Source organism: Streptococcus porcorum, from assembly GCF_053203725.1.
The window spans coordinates 1-24,250 of the sequence record NZ_JBRUDG010000030.1 but is presented as its reverse complement, the minus strand read 5'-3'; the positions used below and the strand labels follow the sequence as shown (position 1 = coordinate 24,250).

Sequence of the window (24,250 nt, the reverse complement as noted above, 5' to 3'; positions counted from 1 at the left end):
ACTTTAGGATGGAAATCTCCTATCGATATCAGAAAAGCTTTACTAGGAGCTAGCTCCTAGTAAAGCTTAACAAATGGATAGCTTCAAAATAACATTTTAGGTCTCACATCATTGACAAAGGTACAATGTAAGATGTATCACAAGATAATTTGTAGCGTTACAATAGATGTGGGACTTCTAGAAGCCAAAAAGAAGATTCCCTGATATGATAAGAGTACCACCACTCATCAAAAAAGGAATCTCCTCATGACTAGTATACCACAAAATCTTCGCTATTGAGCACACAATCTGGAAACATGTTAGCCACACTAAAAAAATATCGGAATGAAATCTTTTAAAGACTTATACATAACAAAAACTGTCTAGACGCCTGTTTTATAGTAAAATGAAATATAAATAGTACATTACGGATCATCCGGATGCTTATTTGACTTAAATAGCATCTGAATTCGACTGTCATCCAACGGCGATTCACTATGCTCTCAAAGCTATGGAATATACTCGAAAAAAAGAACAGCACTTACTATGAACAAGACCCAGAAAAAGTAGTGTTATTTCTTAACAATTTTAATCGTTTAAAACACTTAACACCTGTTTATATTAATGAAACAGGATTCGATACTTATTTTTATCGAGAATATGGTCGCTCATTAAGAGGACAATTGATAAAAGGTAAAGTATTTGGAAGAAGGTATCAGAGGATTTCTGTGGTTGCAGGGCTGATAAATGGTGAGATAATCGCTCCGATGACTAATGAATAAACAATGATGAGTGACTTTTTTGAAGCCTGGTTTCAGAAATTTCTGCTGCCAACATTAAGCACACCATCAGTTATTATTATGGATAATGGAAGATTCCATAGAATGAGTAGGCTAGAGCACTTATGTGAAGAGTAGGGGCTTAAACTTTTGCACTTCCTCCATACTCACCTGAGTATAATCCGATTGAGAAAATATGAGCTCATATCAAAAAATACCTCAGAAAAGTATTGCCAAATTGCGATACTTTTCTTGAGGCTCTTTTGTCCTATCCCTATTTCAATTAACTATAGATAGAATGTTATCAAAGTATGTGGAACACCAAACGTCGAGTATTAAAAATGACATCACTAAAACAAGGAAGTATCCTAGACAAAGAGGTGATATCATGCGTGCAGTTTCGGGATTGATGTGAGTAAGGTAAGTTCAGAAGTGGCTGTTCTAGTTAATGATGAGAAAGTTCATGGCTATACCATACCCAATGACACCATCGGATTTACTTGGCTACTTGGAGATATTCGTCGTTTTCAGTCTGTTAATCAAATCAATACCACACGCCGTACGCATGAAAACTTTCTCTTCATCCTTTTGTGCCCTGACATCAATTTTGAAAAGATAGCTTTTTAAATTATCCATCTGCTTAGCTTCTTTTTAAACTTTAAGCTTTTTTAAACAGTCTGAATGAACAAGACTAATCACACGTTCTAAGGTATCGTGAGACGGACAGTCTTCACTCAAATCAACGTACTCTCCCAAGACAGATTCGTTCATTTCTATGAAATCTTCCATCTCCTTCCAGGTTTCAATGCCTACCATTTGACAAACAAAAACAAGAAATAGAATAGTTGATAAGGGACAGCGATTTTTCCAAGATTGACGATTATCCAATTCACCTGTGCAAGCATCAATAGAAATAATAAAATCAATCATCGTAGTCACCTCATCTATAGTCTACTACTTTGATTGATTTTGTCATTATGAATCTAGTTTTCTAAAAACGAAATTTTCTTCATGCGTATGGTGTGCTTCTCCTGTTTATTTTATTTTCAGATAGGTTGATTTATGCTAAAATAGTCCTATGCGAATTCAACAATTACATTATGTCATCAAAATCGTCGAAACTGGAAGCATGAATGAAGCTTCCAAACAACTTTTTATTACACAACCCAGTCTGTCCAACGCCGTACGTGATTTGGAACGCGAGATGGGGATTGAAATTTTCATCCGAAATCCAAAAGGAATTACCCTCACCAAAGACGGCGTAGAATTTTTGTCCTACGCGCGTCAAGTCGTTGAACAAACTGCACTTCTCGAAGAACGTTATAAGTCGAAATCTTCAAACCGTGAGTTATTCAGTGTCTCTGCTCAACACTATGCTTTTGTGGTCAATGCCTTTGTATCTCTTCTAAAAGGAGCTGATATGAGCCGTTACGAGCTTTTTTTACGTGAAACAAGGACCTATGAAATTATTGAGGATGTTAAAAATTTCCGTTCTGAAATTGGTGTCCTTTTCCTAAATAGTTACAATCGAGATGTCTTAACAAAGATGTTTGATGATAACCGTTTGACCTACACCTCACTATTTAAAGCTCATCCTCATATTTTTGTAAGTAAAAGCAACCCATTAGCAAGTAAAAGCAAGGTTACTCTGGCTGATTTAGAAGATTTCCCTTATCTAAGCTATGACCAAGGGATCCACAATTCATTTTATTATTCAGAGGAAATTCTTTCACAAATTCCTCATAAAAAATCAATTGTTGTCAGTGATCGTGCCACATTATTCAATCTTCTTATTGGTTTAGATGGTTATACGATTGCCACTGGTATCTTAAATAGTAACCTAAACGGTGATAATATTGTCTCAATTCCATTGGAAGTGGATGATGAAATAGACATCGTCTATTTAAAACACGAAAAAGCTAATCTTTCTAAAATGGGAGAAAAATTTATCGACTACTTATTAGAAGAAGTAAAATTTAATCAAACTGATAACAAAAACACAAAGGACTGAGCGTTCACTTCTCAGTCCTTTGTGTTTTTTAAACTTTCTTTTAATAGAGGGATAATGACCTCTTGATTAGCTTTATCAAAGTAATACGGCCGACTACTATAGTTGACACCTATTTCTTTGACAAGAAAAATCATCAAATCTAAAAAAACTTGAGAGGAAAATCCTGTACTAGAAGCTAAAATCTCTTCATCAAAAGGCTTTATTAGATGGGCTAATGGATTTCTTATTGATTTTTCAAAATGCCTTAGCTTTCTAACCGACGTGATGACTTCCTTCGGGTAGTCCATACACTCAATCAAACTTAAAAGACTAGATGAGTTGACTAAGGGTTGATGCTTATTTTGTTTATAAAAAGCTTTGAGATAGGGATTATCGCTCTTTTCAATCCTATCCAAGCGCCACTTATCATAGCTGGTGTCTTTGGAATTGTGGATATACTCCTCTAAGTCAGGGAGTTTTTTTGTGATTAAAGCCAAATAAATCCGATAGATCAACGGACTTGAAGCACGGCAAAAGTCAATTAAATCCCCTACACGAACTTTCGCTTCTAAATCAAGTAAATAATTTGCTAAGCGTTCTTTTTCAAGTTCCTTGTTCTGACTCAGTGTAAATCGATAGCGTGCAAAAAACTTTCTTGCTTGGTCTTCTTCAAACACTAAATCCAGCTTCAATTCTCTACGCTCTGAAAGTAATTGAAGAATGAAAGATAAGTCTGCTGGAGCATCTTTTATGAGTTTTACAGTATCAAGGGCTTGCTTGTAATAATAATTTTTAGCAAAGCTATCAATTTGTTCATAAAGTAAATGTGACATTATTCTGTAATGAGTGTTTCTAGTCCAACTTTCATCATATCTGTGAAAGTATTTTGGCGCTCCTCGGCTGTTGTATCTTCATCAGGATTAACAAGACTATCTGAAATCGTCATCATTGCAAGAGCCTGTACGCCATGCTGAGCCGCCATATAATAGAGTGCTGCTGCTTCCATCTCAACAGCTTTAACACCAAGCTCACCTAACTTGAGATTGCGCTCAAACATATTAGAGTAGAAGACATCTGATGACAGAACACTTCCAACGTGTGTTGTTACACCCATGTTTTCAGCGATATGATAAGCCTTATCTAGTAAGCTGAAATCTGCGATTTGTGGGAAATCATACTCTGGAAAATCATTTCGAATGATATTTGAGTTTGTTGCTGCCGCTTGAGCTAGCACCAGTTCACGAACGTGGATATCTTTATTTAGAGAACCTGCTGTTCCAACACGGATCAGTGTTTTGACACCATAATCAACAATTAACTCACGTGCATAGATAGAGATAGATGGCATCCCCATTCCTGTCCCCATGACGGACACACGGTGTCCTTTGTAGGTACCAGTATAACCTAGCATACCACGGACATTATTAAAACAAACAGCATCTTCTAAAAAATTTTCAGCAATAAATTTCGCTCGAAGTGGATCTCCAGGAAGAAGGATTTTATCTGCGATTTCGCCTTGTTTGGCTTCAATATGGATTGACATAATAGTTCCTTTCAATATGTTTGATGTAAGTTTTTTAATATTTTATCCCGTCAAAGCATCTAAAAATTGTTCTAAAACATGATTCATTTCTGTATAATCGTATCCTAACATAGCATTTGCTTCTTGGAGATATAGATGTGATTTAGCCTTTTCATTATAGTCAACTTCTTCTGCCAACAAGGCTTCAATCAAGGGTTTTGAAAATTCTAAATGGCACTGGAAAGCGTAGTGCTTACTACTATATTTGACAATCTGTCTTGGACAACCTTGGCTGACCGCTAATACTTCACTAGTCTCAATCAACCCAGGCATATCTCCATGCCAATGACCGACCGTCAAACTTTTACCAAATGCTTTTAGACACTCATCAGCCTGTCCAGATTCCGTAAGAGAAATCGGAAAGTTACCAATTTCCTTTTCAGGACTATGTTCAACCGTTGCGCCATAAGCTTCTCCCAATAACTGCGCTCCCAAGCAAACTCCGATAATCAGCTTATCAGCCTTGATGAATTCCTGTATCAAACTAATTTCAGCTAGCGCATCAAAATAAGGACATTCCGAAAGTTTCGTTGTAGGGCTTTGCGGACCACCCATGATAATTAACATATCGTAGATAGAAGAATCTTTTGGTAAACAATCTCCCTCATAAAGTTTGGTTACACTAAGCTCATGACCACGATTTTTAGCCCATTCCCAGTAAGTTCCTGGTGCTTCAAAAACTTCATGTACGATAAAATGGATCTTCATTAGAACTCCTAGTATTTCCAATTTTATTTACTTATCTTTTTTATTTTTCTCTTTCTCTTTATCTAAGAGATATGGCCCAAACAGTGATGAGCCAATTCCTAGAAAAATAATTCCCCAAGTTTTTTTTCTGAGGTAAGCAAATAAACGATTCTTGCAAGGTAGTTTAAAATAGCTGCTATCAAAGAGAAAACTTTGGTGTTAATAGTCATCTTACAATTCTGCTAAAATAGCCTTGACCAAGCCTTTGAAGTTTTCTTTGATTTGCTCAGTGACTTCTACCACTTCTTCGTGGTTAAGTTCTGATTGGAAACCAGCTGCAAAGTTTGTAATGGCTGAGATTCCCAAGACTTTCATGCCTGAGTGAGCTGCTACGATAACTTCTGGTACTGTTGACATCCCAACGGCATCAGCTCCGAGAGTCTTAAAGGCACGGATTTCTGCAGGTGTTTCATAGGTTGGACCGGTCACACCGATATAAACTCCTTCTTCCAGTTTGATACCAAGTTTTGTAGCGACATCATGAGCTTTTTGACGGTACTCTTTGGTATAAGCATTAGACATATCTGGGAAACGTGGCCCAAACTCTTCTAAGTTTTCACCAATTAATGGGTTTTGACCAGTCATGTTAATATGGTCCGTAATCGCCATAAGGGTACCTGGTCCATAGCCAATCCCCCCTGCAGCATTGGTTACAAGAACCCCTTCACAGCCAAGGGCTTTCATGACACGAACCGGGAAAGTAACCACCTCAAGTGGATTTCCTTCATAAAAATGGAAACGTCCTTGAAGTGCCAAAACTTTGCGACCAGCTAAATCACCGTAAACCAATTTTCCAGCGTGTCCAACAACTGTTGATTTTCCCCAGTTAGGAATATCTGAATAGTCGATGACAATCGCATTTTCGACTTCTTCTGCCAACTCTCCTAAGCCTGATCCCAAAATCAGGCCAAATTCAGGTGCTAAGATTCCTTTTTCTTCTAAAAAAGATTTTGTTTCATAAATTTTTTTCATTAAAGACATAGCTTTCTCCGTTTTACATTATTTCTTTATTTCTGCCGAAATGACTTCGCCATCCTCTTTTACAAAAGGACTTGTCAAGGGGACAGGTAAGATTTCTAAAACCTTCTCCGAAGGACGACAAAGTCTGGTGCCTTTTGAGGTGATCACAATGGGTCTGTTGATCAGGATAGGTTCTCTCAACATAGCTGATAAAATCTCATCATCACTTACCCCTTCTCTATCTAATCCTAATTCAAGATAGGGAGGAACATTAGTCCTCAAAAGATCTCTAGCAGAAAGATGCATATCTGCTATTAATCTCTGTAACTCCTTTTTTGTCGGAGGTGTTTCAAGATATAAAATCACCTCTGGCTCTAAGCCAACGTATTTAAGTAGGGCTAAGGTATTTCGTGATGTGCCACATGCTGGATTATGATAGATAGTAACTTTTTCCATCACTTATACCAATTGTTCCAAGAAACTCTCACCAATCATAGCCGTATCTACCCCAAAGTTTTCTGCAATGGTAGCTGAGATATCAGAGAAATGCCCAACAGGTAAAACACCACTACCTTTGAAAGACTTGCTATAAGCTAGAAGTGGGACATATTCACGTGTATGGTCTGTTCCTGCATAGGTTGGATCGTTTCCGTGATCTGCTGTAATCAAAAGTAGATCGTCTTCTTTTAGACTTGCTAGAATTTCTGGTAAACGAGCATCAAATTCCTCCAAGCAATCACGATAACCTTCTGTATTACGACGATGTCCATAAACAGCATCAAAATCTACCAAGTTTGTGAAAGAAAACCCTTTATCAAATGTTGGTAATTTTAAAGTTTCCAATAAAACATCTACACCATGAGCATTTGATTTGGTGTGCCCCATATCGTTGGTAATCCCAGATCCGTTAAAAATATCGCTAATTTTTCCAACAGAATAAGTAGGAATACCTGCGTCAGCTAGTTTATTTAAAACAGTATCTTGGAATGGCGAAACTGCATAATCATGACGGTTAGCTGTTCGTGTGAAGTTCCCTGGCTCACCCACATAAGGACGGGCAATAATACGTCCAAGAAGCGCTGGACGCTCAAGCGTAATCGAGCGTGCGTATTCACAAATACGATAAAGTTCATCAAGAGGGATAATATCTTCATGCGCTGCAATTTGGAGAACAGGATCAGCTGAGGTATAAACAATCAGCTCTCCAGTCTCCATTTGACGAGGGCCGAAGTCATCAATAACGGCTGTACCAGAGTAAGGTTTATTGGCTTCACGAATGATTTTACGACCAGAGAACTCTTCAATCTTGGTTAAGATTTCTTCAGGGAAACCATCCCAAAAAGTGTCAAATGGCTCAGTAATATTAAGCCCCATAATCTCCCAATGTCCTGTCATGGTATCTTTTCCAAGTGAGACTTCTTCTAGTTTGGTCGCATAACCTGTTGGAGCCTCCTCTTTTGGAACAGTCGCAAGGGCAGTCTCACGAGGGATATTTCCAAGACCGATTTTAGCCATATTTGGAACAGTTAGTCCTGCTGTTTCAGAAATGTGCCCCAAGGTATCTGATGTTGTATCAGGTACACCTGCATTAAAAAATTGATCTGAATCTGGTGCTGCACCGATACCTACAGAATCCAAAACAACAAGATGAATACGATTAAATTTTGACATAACCTCTCCTTTTCCTTACGCCTCTAAAACGGTCACACCATTTTGACCAGCGACTACAACTTTTTTTACCATTTGATTAAATAATCCATGCTCAACTACTCCAACCATTTGCTTGAGTTCTTTTCCTAGAGCAATAGGATCTTCAATACGACCAAGGTCTAAATCAATAATATAATTTTTCATATCTGTGACAAAACGTTGCCCATCTTTTTCACGAAAGGCAGGTTTGTAACCCTTTTCTTCAAAGATTTTAAAGACTTGCATGGCACCATATTGCACGACTTCAACAGGGAGTTTAAAAGCACCTAAAGAATCTACTAGCTTAGACTCATCTACCACCCAAATGTAATCCTTACTCGGTGTGGCTACAACTTTTTCCATCAAAAGCGCCCCCCCACCACCTTTGATGCCATTAAAGGATGGATCTACCTCATCTGCACCATCGACAGTTAAATCAACCTCATCAACATCATCGATATCTTTGAGTGGAATACCTAGTTCTTGAGCTTGCTTTGAAGTGACACTTGATGTTGTGACTCCAATAATATTAAGACCTTCTTCTTTCACAAGTCTTCCGACCTCTTCAACAAAATAAGAGGTTGTAGAACCCGTTCCCAACCCTAGAATCATATTGTCTTTAACAAACTCTGCTGCTTTTAGAGCGGCTTGTTTTTTTAACGCTTCCATCATTGTCTCCTTAGACCATTTAATACCTTTATTATACCACGAATACTCTTATTTTTGATAGTGGAAATCTAAGCTTTTTCTCGCTTAGCTTGTCAAGGCATTTGCTAGAAATGACAAGAATAAAAATAAAATTCAATTTCAATAAAGAATACTACTTAAAAAAACTTATATATAAACACTTCACAGGTTAAAGTGATAAATGCCGACTAATAACTAGTCTTACTGATTTAATTTCTAGATACAGGACAAGTAGATAACATACCCCACCTAACTAAGTTTCTGATCTTTTTGATTGGTTGAGTCTTACGAACAAATTGGAAGTGATAATATCGCTTTTTTTATAATAGAAAAAACACTCCCGTGTCTATCTTACTAGATATTACAAGAGTGTTTCCTCACAAACGTGTCTTGAGTAGTGTCTCACCTTCTCTCTTTTATTCAATTTATTATCTTTAAATGATCAACTAATCTTCTTTTCTTCGCTTCACTACTGTATTCAATACACCAAGTAGTAAACCAATCCCTGCTACAAAAGCAATTCCGGAGTCACTCTCACCTGTACTTGGTAATGTTCTTTGTTCAATCACTTCTGAAGTTGATTCTTGCGGTACATCCGAGATAGATGGTACTGCCGAATCTACTGGGCTAGTTGGAACACTTGGAATGACGTTTTTTGGAACTACAGGTCTAGGGATACTTGGATTTAATGGTGTATAAGTAATCGGAGTATCCTTGCCTGGATCTGATGGAACCGGTGGTAATGCATATCCTTTACTTGGATCACTTGGATCAACTGGGGTCAATGGAGTGAATCCATCTGGTCCAACTGGAATATGACCTGGAACATATGGCAGAACTGGAAGATCTGTACCTGGCTTACTTGGATCAACTGGGTCATTCGGATACGGAATTGGTGGAATTGGAGTAACTCCGGTTGGAACTGTTGGAACCCATGAACCGAGTTTACCATAGACATAAATAACCGTTGTCCCATTAGCAGAAATAGTTCCTGTGTGATTAGCCGGTACTTCTACTAGATAGTAACCTGAAATTATTTTACCATTTGTTGTGTATGGATCTCCAACTTTACCTGTGATGGTTTCTGAAGGAATAACCTCGCTACCATTTGTATCCACATATTTCACTATAACTGTTGCTTCTTTCGGAGCATCAGGTATATATGTAATCGGAGTATCCATACCTGGGTCTGATGGAACCGGTGGTAATTCATATCCTTTACTTGGATCGCTTGGATCAACTGGGGTCAATGGAGTGAATCCATCTGGTCCAACTGGAATATGGCCTGGAACATATGGCAGAACTGGAAGATCTGTACCTGGCTTACTTGGATCAACTGGGTCATTCGGATACGGAATTGGTGGAATTGGATTAACTCCGGTTGGAACTGTTGGAACCCATGAGCCGAGTTTCTTATAAACTACTGTAATTGTCTGATCACTATCTGTTGCATTAAAGGTATGGGCAGACACAATCATTGTTTCAGTATAACGTCCTTGAACAACAGGTGATGAAACAGCAGGAACTGTTTGAGCAGCTGACCAGTCACTATAGCTAACCTCACCCGTAACGATATTAACTGTCGCTGAACGTTTGAACGCAACGGTCTGGGTTACAATCACCGGACTACCTTCTTGATCTAGGACTGGTGTGCCATCTTCATTGACATAGATAATAGTGCGTTTGATAGACTTATTCAAATCATTCGCCTTCACACCATCTGGCCATTTAGGTCCGTCTGGATTACCTGGGTCAACCTCTGTACCTGGATCTTTCGGATCTTCAGGGGTAACCGTAACGACACGGGCTTTCACAACAACAGTGAAGCTTTGGTCTGTTGCTTTATCTGTATCGAAGACTTGTCCACCATCTTTGGTGAAGTCATCACGAACCACTTCATAGCCTTGGTTAGTTAACTCTGTAATACGAGCTGTTGTGCTGTAGTCAATTGGCTCACCTGACTTACCGATCACTTCATCAATAGCTCCTAGCTGTTGACCGGTGTCGTCTTGGTAGGTGATGGTAGCTTTTTGAGCGTCTTTGACATATCTAACGATAACTTCGGTGTCTGGATCAGTTGCCGGAACATCCTGAACAGCTTCAACACTTGCCTTATCTGGAGTGTAGCCTGCGATGGCTGGTGTGTCTACTTTGTCGAAGTCATCATCAGCTGAGGTCCAGTCGCCATAAGTCACTTCTTTAGTCACTAGGTTAATCGTTGCGGTGCGTTTGTAGGTCAGCGTTTCAACGACATCTGGCTGAGCTTCTGAGCCATCTTCGTATTGGTACTTGATAGTACGTGTGACAGTTTGATTGAGGTCACTTTCTTTCACACCATCTGGCCATTTAGGTCCATCTGGATTACCTGGGTCAACCTCTGTACCTGGATCTTTCGGATCTTCAGGTGTGACTGTAACAGTTTTAGCTTTCACAACAACTGTGAAGGTTTGGTCTGTTGCTTTATCTGTATCGAAGACTTGTCCACCATCTTTGGTGAAGTCATCACGAACCACTTCATAGCCTTGGTTTGTTAACTCTGTAATACGAGCTGTTGTGTTGTAGTTGATTGGCTCACCTGACTTACCAGTCACCTCATCAATAGCTCCTAGCTGTTGACCACCTTCATCTTGGTAGGTGATGGTAGCTTTTTGAGCATCTTTGACATATCTTACGATGACTTCAGTGTCTGGATCAGTTGCCGGAACATCCTGAACAGCTTCAACACTTGCCTTGTCTGGTGTATAGCCTGCGATGGCTGGTGTGTCTACTTTGTCGAAGTCATCATCAGTTGAGGTCCATTCTCCATAAGTCACTTCTTTAGTCACTAGGTTAACCGTCGCAGTACGTTTGTAGGTCAAGGTTTCTACGACATCATCCTTAGCCTTGCTTCCATCTTCGTATTGGTACTTGATAGTACGTGTGACGGTTTGATTGAGGTCACTTGCCTTCACACCATCTGGCCACTCTGGTCCGTCTGGGTTGCCTGGATCTACCTCAGTGCCTGGATCTTTCGGATCTTCTGGTGTGACCGTTACAACACGTTCTTTCACAACAACGGTGAAGGCTTGGTCTGTCGCTTTATCCATGTCGAAGACTTGTCCACCGTCTTTGGTGAAGTCATCACGAACCACTTCATAGCCTTGGTTAGTGAGTTCAGTAATACGAGCTGTTGTGCTGTAGTCAATTGGCTCACCTGACTTACCGGTCACCTCATCAATAGCTCCTAGCTGTTTACCGGTGTCATCTTGGTAGGTGATGGTAGCTTTTTGAGCGTCTTTGACATATCTAACGATAACTTCAGTGTCTGGATCAGTTGCCGGAACATCCTGAACAGCTTCAACACTTGCCTTGTCTGGAGTATAACCTGCGATGGCTGGTGTGTCTACTTTGTCGAAGTCATCATCAGTTGAGGTCCAGTCGCCATAAGTCACTTCTTTAGTTACCAAGTTAACACTTGCGGTACGTTTGTAGGTCAAGGTTTCTACGACATCATCCTTAGCCTTGCTTCCATCTTCGTATTGGTACTTGATTGTACGTTTTACTGTTTCGTTTAAGTCTGTTGCTTTTACTCCGTCTGGATATTTAGGTCCAGTTGGATTAGTTGGGTCTATCGGAGTATTTGGCTCTTTAGGAGCATCAGGTGTTACCGTCTTAATTCTTTCGCGTAAGATAATTTTATAAACTTGACTTGGTGCTACAAGTCCAACTCCATCCTCAATGCTATCGAAGTAAGTCGTTTTATTAGAAAAACCATCACTAATTACTTCATACCCTTTATCTATATAGGTCTGTAGTATATCAAGCGTAATACGTTTTGAAATAATAGTTCCTTTTTCACCTTGTTCCCTTATAGTATGAGACAACTTATCAGGACCAGCTACATTCCCCGTTTCAACATCCACTGGTCTTAAATAGATCTCCATTAATGCTTTTGCTGCTTTTTCATAGACATAGGTTAATTCTTTTACGGTATCTCTTTCGACAACACCTGTTTCAGCATCGATTTTTACGATTCTTCTAAGCTCATTAGGATCTTCGGTAACTGGCCTTAGAGTAGAAGTTGATGGATCAATACGCCTTAAATAATACTGATCTATCGCAGCACCATCACCCGTAGTTACACTGGAATGCTTGTAGTTTCTTGTATCGTATTGTTCACCCGTTTCCCCATGACCTACAAGGGTAGCACTACGTTTGAGAGTCTCTCCTTTATCATTCACATAGTGAATAATAACACTACCCTTTTCAGCATAGTAATAAGTCACGTGCTGTTCATTCGCAACATTGTCGTTGACCATACGCATTTGAACACCACCGAAACCAAAAGGTTTACCGTCTTTTCCTTTTAGTGTTACCGCTTGGTGTTCTGGAATAAAGAAATTACCTTCAGAGAAGTTTGTTCCATTCCTATTAAAATTATTAGTTTCCCCTGTAATAACATTTGTCTTTGTATGAGGATTAGTTTTGTAACTTTCAAATTGATGTTTTGAAGTATAGCTATAACTACCTTCTAACGTATTTACTTTGCCAGGAACAATTTCTTCAGATGTAAAGAACTTAATAAAGTTTTCTGATGTAAGGTCTGCTTCCGTAATATTTGTTTTTCTATCAAGCGCTAATCTATTTGGTCCATCTGGATTTAACAGATAAATGTGCACTCTATGAGTACCGTCTTTTCTAGTAACTTCCAAGACACGAACCAAATTATGCGTCATGATACTTTGAATCGTTTTTGCTCCGACTTTGTAATCTGCTGCCAAATCTCCTTTCAAAACAGTCGGCACATCTTCGGCAATTAGCTCATATTTATCAAAATCTAGAGCTCCTGCAATAGTATAACTATCTCCAGTTAATGCTCCTTTTTGGATATAGGTAGCTAGCGTTTCTTCTGCTCTCTTGTCTGTAGCTTTTACGACATATTTCGTTTCTTGAGTCGTACGAACCGGAACCAAAACATTAAAAATATTCAGTTCTGTCCCAACAGATTCTGGACTAACCTTATCATAAATGACTGTGTTAATATTACCACCATGAGGGTTGTTGATTTTTAAGTTTTTGCTTGTAGAATTACTCGGATCTGGAGTAAATTGAAACTCATATGTATAACTATCTTTCTCATATTGAGCTAGCGTAGCAAATTTACCTGTAGAACCTTGGTCAATCTCTATCGATTCTAAAATTTTATTATTCTGTCCCTTATCTACCAAATCAGCATAAACTTTATTTATATCACCCTCCTTAGCAATTGAAAATTGGAAGAAATAGTCTTTGTTATATTTTTTATTAAAAGTCGTTGTCTTATTAGGATCTGATTGCGAATCTAAGCTTAACACCATAAAGACTTCTCGCCCTGACGGAACAGCCGTTTTATACGCATCTGGAACCAAATTATCGGTTTCGGTTACACTTGCATCTCCAGCTGCCTGATCTAAACCAGTATTTGCTGCCTTAATATCGTCTGGAATAACCCACTCTGTCGTAACATAAGAAGCTGTAGTGGCACTTCTTGTAGCATTTTCCATAGCTCTAAAGCCACTTGTTCCTTCGGAATCACCACCCATCTCTGTTTTAGTTTCAATTAAAGGATTATCCTTCTCATCTTTTTTACGGGTCACAGCAAATGAAAGAATGTTTGTTTTATTTTCTTCGACAACTTTGGTTATCGTATCCATTTGATCATCTGCTAAACGATAACCCAAATACAATTTATCCACGGTAACGGTTACTTCAACTTTAGCGACTTCATCACTTGTTGTTACAGAAGCATAACTTACCTGACCAAGTTTTTTCTCCTCTCCAGTATCAATATCTCTCTGAACAACTTTATAGGGGATGCTCACCACACGTTCTACATCAGGTTCAGATACCGCTTCTAAACTATTAGCAGACTGTGATAAACCCACATTTTCCACCTTTTTAGAAGGCTCACTGTATGATACATCCGTTATTTCTTGATTATCCTTAGCATGACTTTGACTATTTGGACCTGATGTCACTATTTCTGTCTCTGAATCAGAAATTAATTCTTTATCCAAAATAGCTTCTTTAGCTGTTTCTACAGTATCGTGAACTAAAGTCTCTTCGACAGGAGCTACTACGTCACCCTCTTTATTCTCTATAGATTGTTCCTTGGCATGCTCCACTATCTCCTCTTGATAAGCTGATAAACTAGACTGATCAGTACTAGACTGAGATACAGAAACTTCACTGACCAAAGGCTCATTCCATAGTTCTGAGGTTGAAGTAGGACTGACTATACTTTCTTCTAAAAGAGAACTGCTAGTAGTATCTTGCAAGGAAGAACTATCTCCTACACTAACAACCACCTCCTGTATAGAAGATACTGTAGAGAGCTCATCTGCGGACACACCACTTACCCTTGCACCTAATACCAAAGATATCCCTAAAAGAACACTAGCTGCACCAAAATGAAACTTCCTTATCGAAAAGCGTTGCCTTCTAATATACCAATCAAAACTTTTTGTACGTTTTTTCATAACAGACTCCTTTCTACTTTATATAACATGTGAATATAACAAAGCTATAATTGTTTACGCTTACATTTTAACATTTGGTTGTCGCTTTTTCAATTTTCTAAAGATAATTATGACTTGATATGCTTATCATTAGTGTTTTCTCATTTTGTGGTTTTTATTGAAATAAAAAAATAGTCTATTCATATGTTATTGCTTATAGTTATAATGTAAACTAAGCAGACACCTAAGGATTGCCAAGTAATCAAACGTAAGAAATTTTTAGAAAAACTCCTCCCATCGTCATCGCTACTTTCCAAGGTGATTCTCCAGGATTTAAAAAGAAAATTGTCCAGTTCCCGCTAGCCATACCATATTAGAAATATTAAAGAAAATCACTAGTCCCCAAAAAATCAACAGTCAGTTAGGACAGTTCCATTAGATAATGGTACAATAGAACTGCTACAAGATTATAAAGCCCACCATTGGAAAGAAAATGATTTTAACCAACTCTTTTCAGAGAATACTCACGCCTACTTAAACAGGCAATTAAAATCACTCGTCGGTCGTTCTGTCCCTATCCACTTATTAAGACATATATCCGTTAGTTACTTTCTAACCAACAGCATCGAGGTCTTGGCCATATCAAAACTAACTGGACATAAAGACCCGACTATTACACTCAATACCTATTCGCACCTATTAAAAAAGAGGTCGCTGATTTCGACACAATCAAAATGCTTTTTTGAAAAATTTGGAGCGAATTTGGGGCGAAACCTTGTAAATACACTATATAAAAGGACTAAAATGATTACAAAAGAATTTGATACTATCGCTGCTATTGCAACACCTCTTGGGGAAGGGGCTATTGGGATGATTCGGCTATCTGGCTCAGATGCCTTTAGTATTGCTAGTGCCATTTTTAAAGGGAAAAATCTAGAGAAGGTCGCAAGCCATACACTAAATTATGGTCATATAATAGATCCCAAAAACCAGAAAATTTTAGATGAGGTCATGCTGGGGGTGATGAAAGCTCCTAAGACCTTCACACGAGAAGATGTTATTGAAATCAATACACATGGAGGGATAGCGGTTACAAATGAGATCCTCCAATTAGTCATCCGAGAAGGAGCTAGGCTAGCAGAACCTGGTGAGTTTACTAAACGTGCTTTTTTAAATGGTCGTGTCGATCTCACGCAAGCTGAAGCCATTATGGACTTGATTCGTGCAAAAACAGATAAAGCCATGTCTGTTGCTGTCAAGCAATTAGATGGTTCATTATCAGAACTCATCAATAATACCCGTCAGGAAATCTTAAATACCTTGGCTCAAGTAGAGGTTAATATTGATTACCCAGAGTATGATGATGTTGAAGAGATGACTACTGCTTTGATGAGAGAAAAAACACAAGAATTTGAGGCACTTTTAACACAATTACTAAAAACTGCCAAACGTGGAAAAATTTTGCGCGAAGGACTATCTACTGCTATTATTGGACGCCCAAATGTCGGAAAATCAAGCCTTCTAAATAATCTCTTAAGAGAAGACAAGGCTATTGTGACAGACATCGAAGGAACAACGCGCGATGTCATTGAAGAATACGTTAATATCAATGGAGTGCCACTAAAATTGATTGATACTGCTGGTATTAGAGAAACAGATGATATCGTCGAACAAATTGGGGTAGAACGTTCTAGAAAAGCTCTCGAGGAAGCTGATCTGGTACTTCTAGTACTCAATGCCTCAGAAAAGCTAACTCCCCAGGATAGAGAATTGATTAAAATCAGCCAAAATACTAACAGAATCATTCTCCTTAACAAAACCGATCTACCAGAGCAAATTGAGAGCCAAGAATTGCCAAATGATGCTATTCGTATCTCTGTTTTAACCAACCAAAATATTGATCAAATTGAAGAGCGGATTAAGCAACTTTTCTTTGAAAACGCTGAGATTGTAGAACAAGATGCCACCTATCTTTCTAATACACGTCATATCAGTTTAATCGAACAAGCTGTAGAAAGCTTACAGGCTGTTAATCAAGGACTCGAGATGGGAATGCCAGTTGATCTACTTCAGGTTGACCTCACTCGAACATGGCAAATACTAGGGGAAATCACAGGTGATGCCGCACCTGATGAACTTATTACCCAACTCTTCAGCCAATTCTGTTTAGGAAAATAGCCCCTATCAAAAAAACATTCCAACATCACGCGATGTTGGAATGTTTTTGTATGATATCTAAAATGACTAATCTATCCGACTGCCACTCTGCTAAAATCATTGACCCTGAAAAATCAAAATAACAAAACTCGTACAAACTTCCCTCTACACGCTTCCCCATCAACTTAGGATTAGGGTGATTGCCAAGTTGTTCTTCTAGCCAAAACAATAAATCTTCTTGACAGTCTTTTGGCAAAGAATGGTATGACTTATAAGAACGATAGGAAAACATGACCTTACACATCTCTTTTCTCCTTCAACAAATATGACAAGGAAAATAACACAGGAGCTTGATCATGAGCTTTTTTTGCCTTCAAACTCTTATAAAGGGCTAACTCATTTTCTGCTTGTTCCATGATGACTTGCTTGGCAAATTGAGCTAATGTCATCTGATTTAAAGTCGCTAATTCTTGTAATAAGGCTTTTTCATCATGGGTTAGAGTGATAGACACAAAACCTTTTTCCTCTCTCAATTGTTCATAGCCTTCAATTTTTTTACGAATACTTAGCATCCTAATCTCCTTTCATCCTATCTATTCGTAAAGAGACTGGAAAAATGGAGTAATCATTTAAAATTGTTGATTTTTCTGTCTAGAACAAGATTAATTTTGAAAAGATTGTCTTATTTAATCAATTCGTAAATGGCTTCTGCATAAATTGCAGCGGAGCGGAAAATATTGTCTAATGGCATGTATTCATTAGCTTGGTGCATGGTATTTTCATCTCCTGGGAACATGGCACCAAAGGCAACCCCACGCTCTAAAAGACGCCCAAAAGTACCACCACCAATAATCTGTTCATATCCTTTAAGACCTGTTTGTTTTTCATAAACAGATAAGAGTGTTTTCACCAACTCGTCATCCATAGAGGTATAGTGTGGCGTATGCTCGTGCTCAGACCAACTGACCTTCGTGATGCCTTCAAACTTCTCAAGACCTGCTTTGATAGTCTCCTTGTCTGTACCTTTAGGATAACGGAAGTTCAGTGCAATGGTATTATCTTGACTAGTCTCATCAAAGCTAAAGATACCAGCATTCATACTGAGTGCTCCCATGCGCTCATCAGTGTAGGCGACACCAAGTTTCTCTCCTGAAAAATCCTGATGTAAGACAGTTGCCGTAATGTCAATAAAGGCCTTAGCACTTCCTTCAAATGCATAAGGTGACAAGAATTTCGCCAAATAAGTTGCTCCGTTAATGCCCTCTTCTGGTGTTGAACCGTGTGCAGATTTTCCAATAATGGTCACAATCACCTTTTGTCCTGAACTTTCTACTGTACCAGAAACTTCTGGATGTTCCGCTAAGAATGTTTCTAAATCTGCAGACAAGGTGGCTGAATCAATCTGACCAGATAGCTCTGCTCTTGCTGACTCTGGTACCATGTTTTCACGTAAGCCACCTGTGAAACGATGCAGGGTAACTGCTCCGCTATTTTCTCCAGAAAAATGAAGGTATTCCGTAATGTTTCCTTTTTCACCATTGATGATTGGAAATTCTGCATCTGGGGAGAAGCCAAAATCAGGATCTTTAAGGCCATTGTGGGCAAAGTAATAATCCATATCTGCCCAACCTGACTCTTCATCAGTCCCTACGATAAAGCGAACTTTTTTAGAGACTGGCAGACCAAGTTCTTTGATAATCTTTAAACCATAGTAACAAGCCATTGTCGGTCCTTTATCATCACTTGATCCACGCGCATAAAGTTTGCCATCCTTGATGACTGGTTGATAAGGATCTGTCTCCCAGCCTGAACCTGCTGGCACAACATCTAAGTGGGCAAAGATGCCAAGAACTTCGTCTCCTTCACCAAACTCAAAATCTCCAGCATAATTATCAATATTACGCGTCTGATAACCATCACGCTCTGCCATCGCTAAAAAATGCTCCAAGGCACGAACAGGACCTGGTCCAAAGGGATGCTTGGCATCGGCTTGACTATCATCACGCTCTGAGTTAATTTCCAAAAGGCGAATCAAGTCAGCTATCAAATCATCTTTACGTTTTTCTACTTCTGCTTTAAAATCAATTGTCATTTTTCTCTAAACTCTCTTTCTGTGCTACTTCTTGTAATGCTTTTAATGTTCTCATCGCCAAATCCGCTTGATCATATGACACTAAGATATGATCATGGTAATTGCCAGCTACCACATTGCAACTTAGACCAACTTCTCCTAATACGCTTGCAAAGGCGGCTGTTAAACCCACCGCAGCTAAATCAGAGTGAACATTTAGCGTAATCCAAGCTGATCTAAACTGAGCCTCTAAGCCATAGGCCTGTGCAACTTTTTCTGTGACAAGAACTGACAAACCTTCCTCTTCCTTAATACTCGCCTCAATCAAGTCAAAAGGAAGTTGTGACGTGGCGGTCAAGGTAGCAAACACAAAGACCTCTTCTTTTAAAACAGGCTCCATGCTTGCCAAGAGCTGATTTAAATCTTTGATGGCTGCCATTACCTTACCTCCATAATGTCATCTACAGGTAAACGATAGGTTGGCTCAGCCTTTTCATCACTATACCCCACTGTCACTAAGACTTCTGGTCGAAAACGATGGTCAATCTCTAACACTTCATTGACTTTTGTCTTATCAAATCCAAGAAAAATATTTGAAGCTAAACCTTGATCGGTCAGCGCTAAAACCAAATTCATCGTCACCAAACCAATATTTAAAGCTAGATAATCGCTTGTGACTTGTGGGCTAAACTGCTGAAACATAGTGGGGTAGGCTTGCATATAGCGACTCTAGGCATCATCAGATAAAAATTTAACCCCATTTCGAGCAATTTTACGTGATCGTTTTGGAAGGTCTGTGTCGCTAAAAATGGCAATAACATATTGTGCTTCCTGAGCTTGATCTTTATTGCCACCATACATCACTTCTGCTAATTGCGGTTTTCTCTCTTTTACAACCACAAACTTCCATGGTTGGATATTATGAGCAGAAGGTGCTAACGTAGCAATTTCAATCGCTGTACGAACATCCTTAATATCAACCGCTTGATCCGTAAAATGTTTTATGGCATGACGTTTTTTATTGAGTTCTAAAAATTTCATGATGAAACCTCTCTAATTCTATCAGATGGGTCTATTCTACCATTTTTTGAAAGAGTTTTCAGTCATTAGACTGATTTTCTTCTTGCAATTTCTCCAATACAGCCTGGGCCACAACCTTAGGAATCCCTACAGTTATAATATCCTCTAGACTAGCTTCTTGGATTGCTTTTAAACTTTTAAAATGCTTTAGTAAATTTTGTTTACGCTTAGGACCAAGGCCTGCAATACCATCCAACTTAGATGAAAAGGAATTTTTACTCCTCAATTGACGATGGAAGGTAATCGCAAAACGGTGGACCTCATCTTGAATCCGATGCAAAAGGAAGAACTCTTGAGAATTACGAGGCAAATCAATGGCCTCTAAAGGTTCTCCAAATAGCAATTCGTGCGTTTGGTGCTTATCATTTTTTTGAAGACCTGCAATTGGAATATCTAAGCCTAGCTCCTCTTGAATGACTGATTTTGCAATATTGACCTGACCTTGACCGCCATCAATAATAATCAGATCTGGCGGAACTAACCCATCGCGTATGACACGGCTATAGCGTCGTCTGATCACTTCACGCATGGAGGCGTAGTCATCAGGTCCCACAACTGTTTTAATTTTATATTTACGATAGTCTTTTTTGCTGGGTTTACCATCAATAAAGACCACCATAGCTGATACAGGACTGGTTCCCATAATATTTGAGTTGTCAAAAGCTTCAATACGAACAGGAGTTGGAATATTTAGTAATTCCCCTAGATTTTCAACAGCCCCTTTTGTTTTTTCTAAGTCTTTCTCTAAAAGATCAAACTTCTGTTGTAGGCTAACACGCGCATTTTTAGTGGCTAAATTCACTAATTGCTTTTTTTCCCCTTTTTGAGGTTTAATGACCTTGGTATCAACCAAGGCTTTCACTAATACCTCATCAATATCTTGAGGAATAAACACCTCTTTTGGCATCAAGTGCTTACTATCACGATAAAATTGCCCAAGATAAGTTAAAAAATCTTCTTCAGGATCATTATAATAGGGAAATAGGTTAACATCTCGTTGAATCAACTTCCCTTGTCTGACAAAAAAGACTTGCACACACATCCAACCTTTATCAACAGCATAACCAAAGATATCTCGATCCATCAAATCATGGGCCATCACCCTTTGCTTAGTACGCAAGGTCTGAATGGCCTTGAGTAAATCACGGTATTCTGCTGCCTTTTCAAATTCCATGCTAGTCGCAAAAGTCTTCATTCGCTCTTGCATATGGGCAATTAACTTGTCATCTTTCCCACTCAGAAATTGCTTAACATCTTCCGTTAGCCCCTCAAAATAGCCTGGTGGATTCTGGCAGACTGTGTGGGCGTTACACTGTCCGATATGATAATAAAAACAAACCTTTGAAGGAGGATTGGTGCATTTTTTAAAAGGAAAGAGGCGGTCTAGGAGCCTTTTAATTTCATTAGCTGCTCCAACATCTGGGTACGGTCCAAAATAATGACCCCCATCCTTTTTGATGGTACGCGTAATCAACAAACGAGGGTAGGTTTCGTTTGTGATTTTAATAAAGGGATAGGATTTATCATCTTTTAACTTGATATTATATTTAGGCATATTTTCCTGAATTAAGTTAATTTCAAGTAAGAGAGCCTCAATATTTGACTCGGTGACAATAAACTCAAAATCCACAATCTCAGATACTAACATCTCTGTCTTGGTATCATGACTGCCTCTAAAATACGAACGAACACGATTTCTTAAGTTTTTGGCCTTACCAACATAGATAATGGTGCCATTTTTATCCTTATGGAGATAACATCCTGGATTGTTGGGTAATAATTCTAGTTTATGTTTAATCAAATCATTCATATGTTTATTATATCAGAGATAAGAAAAGAGAGTAAAAAGAAAATTCTCTCCAGAAGCATTAGGAATCTGATTTCTTTTCACTCTCAGACTGACTTTCATCGACATCTTTTCCCTGTCTTAACAAAGGAAAGCGGGGAAAAGTAAGAGGCAAGTTAAAAACTGGTCGATCTTGCCTTATTTTTTCTTGCCACTCCCTAGCATACAAGGTTAACAAGAGGTTAGCTGACCTCACTAAAACCTCTCGGCGTTTCGGGTCTAGATTACTATTAGCTGACAATAACTTAGAAAATGTTGTTCGTCCATCTTGTAAAAAGTCATTTAAGCTATCTACCCCAGCATCCAAGAAGAAATCAAATACCGTATCCACCAATAACTTCAATTCTTGGCGAGTAAGGGTTTGATTCCACTCTTTAAAAATCTTCTCACAAATCAAACTCATCTCTGTTGCTTGTTCTGCTGTCTGAAAGACATCTCCTTCAATCTCCCATGTTTCAACGGCATGTTGTGAGATCCCTCTTGCTTGGCTCTCGATGATTTTACATTCAACATCAGACTCCATCAAAATTCCCACTAAAGATTCTTTAGGACGAAGAGCAATAATCTTAGAACGAATAGCTTGATAGGATGGACTGCTTAGCATTTCCTTATGCAGTCCTGGGGCATCTAGCATATAAATTAGGCTAATTTTATCCTGTAAATCGTGTGAAACACTAGCTCCTGCATAAACCGCTAAGTTTCCACCTTTTGAATGGCCAGAAAGAATCACCCTACCTGACAATAAAGGTAAAACCATTTGCAAGTAGGCTTTTGCTGAGCGTTGGGCTGGAATTTCTCTCATATAGGTCATCTGAAAGTCTTCTTTCCAACCAATAATCGAATCATCCGTCCCACGATAAACAACTTGATCATGATGAATTTCTGGAAGAGAAAATACCATCGCTGCAAACTGCTTTTCATATTCATGGCTGATGTCATTCGTATAATGTGAAAGACTTAAAGTTATAAAACGTTTTGCCTGACACACCTCAAGCAAAAGCCCCAATCTAGCCTTAGTCGCTAAAAAATCTGGAACAATCGCCTCAATCTTCTGACGATGCTCTTGATAGATTTGACTAAGGATAATCGGTTGACTAAAATCCAAATCTAAACCATCTCCTTGCTCAAAGGGAAGATAGCCCAATTCATTAATAATAGCAATATCCACCTCTGTCAAGGGTAATTCATCAAATGTTTTTGTACCATTCTCTTTTAGGTAATTAATATAATTCACATTTTAGCTCCTAATCTAAAATTTGCTCCATAACCGTCATCTGAGGAATTAAACCAAGACGTTCGTAAAAACGTAAAGCTCCTTGATTGGGATTCCAAACGTCCAAAGTAACATTATAACACCCAATTTCTCTCGCATAAGCTAAGGCATATTGATAGAGCTTCTCCCCGATTTTTTGACCTCGAGCAGTTTCATCCACACACAGATCGTCAATGAATAGGGTCTTAACAGACTCTTTTGCAAGTCCTCCATGCTCTTGAATAATGGTAAAAAGGTGCCCTAAAACACGATTTTCTTCATCTACAAATACAAAAACAGGTTTTTGATCATCCTCTAAAAGCTCCTCTAACTCCTGTCGGCTGAACTTACTCCCCACTGGTTTAAATAAATCTGGGCGAGCAAGATGGTGAACATAAAGAACCTGTCCTAATAAATTTTCAAGTGCAGAAATATCCTCACGGCTAGCACGCTTAATCATTCTAGCAAACCTCCAAAATATTTTTTTCTATTATATCTTTTTTTAAAACTCCCATCAAGATTGTTTTCCTTGCTCTGGTAGAGGGTATTTGATGGCATTTTTGACTAATTTTTCTCGAATGATAGTTTCGACATCTAACCCCAACTTCTCTGTCAGCAAGAAAGTATAGATGAGGACATCGGCAATTTCTTCTTTGACGTTGACTTCATCTGCCAAATCTTCTCCCCATTGGTAGTTTTCTAATAATTCCGATGCTTCAATCACAATGGAGCTCGCCAAATTACGTGGCGTATGTGCCTCCCCCCAGCCTCTTGCATCACGAAAAGACAAAATTTCCTCAATAATTTCCTTGGTCATCATTTTACTCCTGTACCTTTGTCAATGATGTGAGACCTAAAATGTTATTTTGAAGCTATCCATTTGTTAAGCTTTACTAGGAGCTAGCTCCTAGTAAAGCTTTTCTGATATCGATAGGAGATTTCCATCCTAAAGTTT

19 protein-coding genes and 3 pseudogenes are annotated in these 24,250 nt (G+C 38.7%); 4 read left to right on the top strand and 18 right to left on the bottom strand.

Annotated features, from left to right (window positions below):
• Nucleotides 1-400: 400 nt before the first annotated feature.
• Nucleotides 401-1,045 (top strand): annotated as a pseudogene (locus ACVRWY_RS07670) (transposase); the annotation flags it as partial.
• A gap of 124 nt (nucleotides 1,046-1,169) precedes the next feature.
• Nucleotides 1,170-1,385: a hypothetical protein gene (locus tag ACVRWY_RS07665; protein ID WP_354369596.1), complete on the top strand. Its 216-nt coding sequence runs from the start codon at nucleotides 1,170-1,172 to the stop codon at nucleotides 1,383-1,385.
• Nucleotides 1,386-1,412: 27 nt separating this feature from the next.
• On the opposite strand, the pseudogene ACVRWY_RS07660 reads toward ACVRWY_RS07665, so the two are convergent.
• A pseudogene (locus ACVRWY_RS07660) lies at nucleotides 1,413-1,688 on the bottom strand (transposase family protein); the annotation flags it as partial.
• A gap of 148 nt (nucleotides 1,689-1,836) precedes the next feature.
• Between ACVRWY_RS07660 and ACVRWY_RS07655 the strand changes: the two are divergent.
• Nucleotides 1,837-2,769: a LysR family transcriptional regulator gene (locus ACVRWY_RS07655; protein ID WP_354369594.1), complete on the top strand. Its 933-nt coding sequence runs from the start codon at nucleotides 1,837-1,839 to the stop codon at nucleotides 2,767-2,769.
• 11 nt (nucleotides 2,770-2,780) lie between these two features.
• Here ACVRWY_RS07655 and ACVRWY_RS07650 read toward each other — a convergent pair whose 3' ends face one another.
• From ACVRWY_RS07650 to ACVRWY_RS07615, 8 genes are all read right to left on the bottom strand, one after another.
• Nucleotides 2,781-3,581: a Gbs1250 family HEPN protein gene (locus ACVRWY_RS07650; RefSeq protein WP_354369592.1), complete on the bottom strand. Its 801-nt coding sequence runs from the start codon at nucleotides 3,579-3,581 to the stop codon at nucleotides 2,781-2,783.
• Nucleotides 3,581-4,291, bottom strand: coding sequence for a purine-nucleoside phosphorylase (gene deoD / locus ACVRWY_RS07645; protein WP_354369590.1), 711 nt, complete (start codon nucleotides 4,289-4,291; stop codon nucleotides 3,581-3,583). Before deoD ends, ACVRWY_RS07650 begins: the two co-directional genes overlap by 1 nt.
• Before the next feature lie 42 nt (nucleotides 4,292-4,333).
• Entirely contained in the window at nucleotides 4,334-5,038 is a 705-nt protein-coding gene (locus tag ACVRWY_RS07640) for a glutamine amidotransferase-related protein (protein WP_354369588.1), read from the bottom strand.
• A gap of 210 nt (nucleotides 5,039-5,248) precedes the next feature.
• Complete coding sequence (locus ACVRWY_RS07635) at nucleotides 5,249-6,058, bottom strand: purine-nucleoside phosphorylase (protein ID WP_354369586.1); 810 nt, start codon at nucleotides 6,056-6,058, stop codon at nucleotides 5,249-5,251.
• An 18-nt stretch (nucleotides 6,059-6,076) separates the two neighbouring features.
• Nucleotides 6,077-6,493, bottom strand: coding sequence for an arsenate reductase (glutaredoxin) (gene arsC, locus ACVRWY_RS07630; RefSeq protein WP_354369584.1), 417 nt, complete (start codon nucleotides 6,491-6,493; stop codon nucleotides 6,077-6,079).
• 3 nt (nucleotides 6,494-6,496) lie between these two features.
• Entirely contained in the window at nucleotides 6,497-7,708 is a 1,212-nt protein-coding gene (locus ACVRWY_RS07625) for a phosphopentomutase (protein ID WP_354369582.1), read from the bottom strand.
• 15 nt (nucleotides 7,709-7,723) lie between these two features.
• Nucleotides 7,724-8,395, bottom strand: coding sequence for a ribose-5-phosphate isomerase RpiA (rpiA, locus tag ACVRWY_RS07620; protein WP_354369580.1), 672 nt, complete (start codon nucleotides 8,393-8,395; stop codon nucleotides 7,724-7,726).
• 464 nt (nucleotides 8,396-8,859) lie between these two features.
• Nucleotides 8,860-14,910: a mucin-binding protein gene (locus ACVRWY_RS07615; RefSeq protein WP_354369578.1), complete on the bottom strand. Its 6,051-nt coding sequence runs from the start codon at nucleotides 14,908-14,910 to the stop codon at nucleotides 8,860-8,862.
• Between the two features lie 783 nt (nucleotides 14,911-15,693).
• Here ACVRWY_RS07615 and mnmE point away from each other — a divergent pair.
• Entirely contained in the window at nucleotides 15,694-17,067 is a 1,374-nt protein-coding gene (gene mnmE / locus ACVRWY_RS07610) for a tRNA uridine-5-carboxymethylaminomethyl(34) synthesis GTPase MnmE (RefSeq protein ID WP_354369576.1), read from the top strand.
• Between the two features lie 25 nt (nucleotides 17,068-17,092).
• Here the strand turns inward: mnmE and ACVRWY_RS07605 are convergent, their stop codons facing one another.
• From ACVRWY_RS07605 to ACVRWY_RS07565, 9 genes and pseudogenes are all read right to left on the bottom strand, one after another.
• Nucleotides 17,093-17,350: a hypothetical protein gene (locus ACVRWY_RS07605; RefSeq protein ID WP_354369574.1), complete on the bottom strand. Its 258-nt coding sequence runs from the start codon at nucleotides 17,348-17,350 to the stop codon at nucleotides 17,093-17,095.
• Nucleotides 17,343-17,618 (bottom strand): DUF6290 family protein, encoded by a 276-nt coding sequence (locus ACVRWY_RS07600; RefSeq protein WP_354369572.1) that lies wholly within the window; start codon nucleotides 17,616-17,618, stop codon nucleotides 17,343-17,345. The genes ACVRWY_RS07605 and ACVRWY_RS07600 overlap by 8 nt, the downstream gene beginning before the upstream one ends.
• Before the next feature lie 110 nt (nucleotides 17,619-17,728).
• Entirely contained in the window at nucleotides 17,729-19,138 is a 1,410-nt protein-coding gene (gene pepV / locus ACVRWY_RS07595) for a dipeptidase PepV (RefSeq protein ID WP_354369570.1), read from the bottom strand.
• Nucleotides 19,128-19,556, bottom strand: a complete 429-nt coding sequence (locus ACVRWY_RS07590; RefSeq protein ID WP_354369568.1) for an ACT domain-containing protein — start codon at nucleotides 19,554-19,556, stop codon at nucleotides 19,128-19,130. Before ACVRWY_RS07590 ends, pepV begins: the two co-directional genes overlap by 11 nt.
• A pseudogene (locus ACVRWY_RS07585) lies at nucleotides 19,556-20,158 on the bottom strand (nitroreductase family protein). The gene ACVRWY_RS07590 and the pseudogene ACVRWY_RS07585 overlap by 1 nt, the downstream one beginning before the upstream one ends.
• 58 nt (nucleotides 20,159-20,216) lie before the next feature.
• A complete protein-coding gene (gene uvrC / locus ACVRWY_RS07580; RefSeq protein ID WP_354369566.1) occupies nucleotides 20,217-22,007 on the bottom strand; it encodes an excinuclease ABC subunit UvrC in 1,791 nt (596 codons plus the stop codon).
• 58 nt (nucleotides 22,008-22,065) lie between these two features.
• Nucleotides 22,066-23,277, bottom strand: a complete 1,212-nt coding sequence (locus tag ACVRWY_RS07575; RefSeq protein ID WP_354369564.1) for an Mbeg1-like protein — start codon at nucleotides 23,275-23,277, stop codon at nucleotides 22,066-22,068.
• Between the two features lie 10 nt (nucleotides 23,278-23,287).
• Nucleotides 23,288-23,755, bottom strand: coding sequence for a GNAT family N-acetyltransferase (locus tag ACVRWY_RS07570; RefSeq protein WP_354369562.1), 468 nt, complete (start codon nucleotides 23,753-23,755; stop codon nucleotides 23,288-23,290).
• Nucleotides 23,756-23,809: 54 nt separating this feature from the next.
• Entirely contained in the window at nucleotides 23,810-24,112 is a 303-nt protein-coding gene (locus tag ACVRWY_RS07565; RefSeq protein WP_354369560.1) for a nucleotide pyrophosphohydrolase, read from the bottom strand.
• Nucleotides 24,113-24,250: the final 138 nt, after the last annotated feature.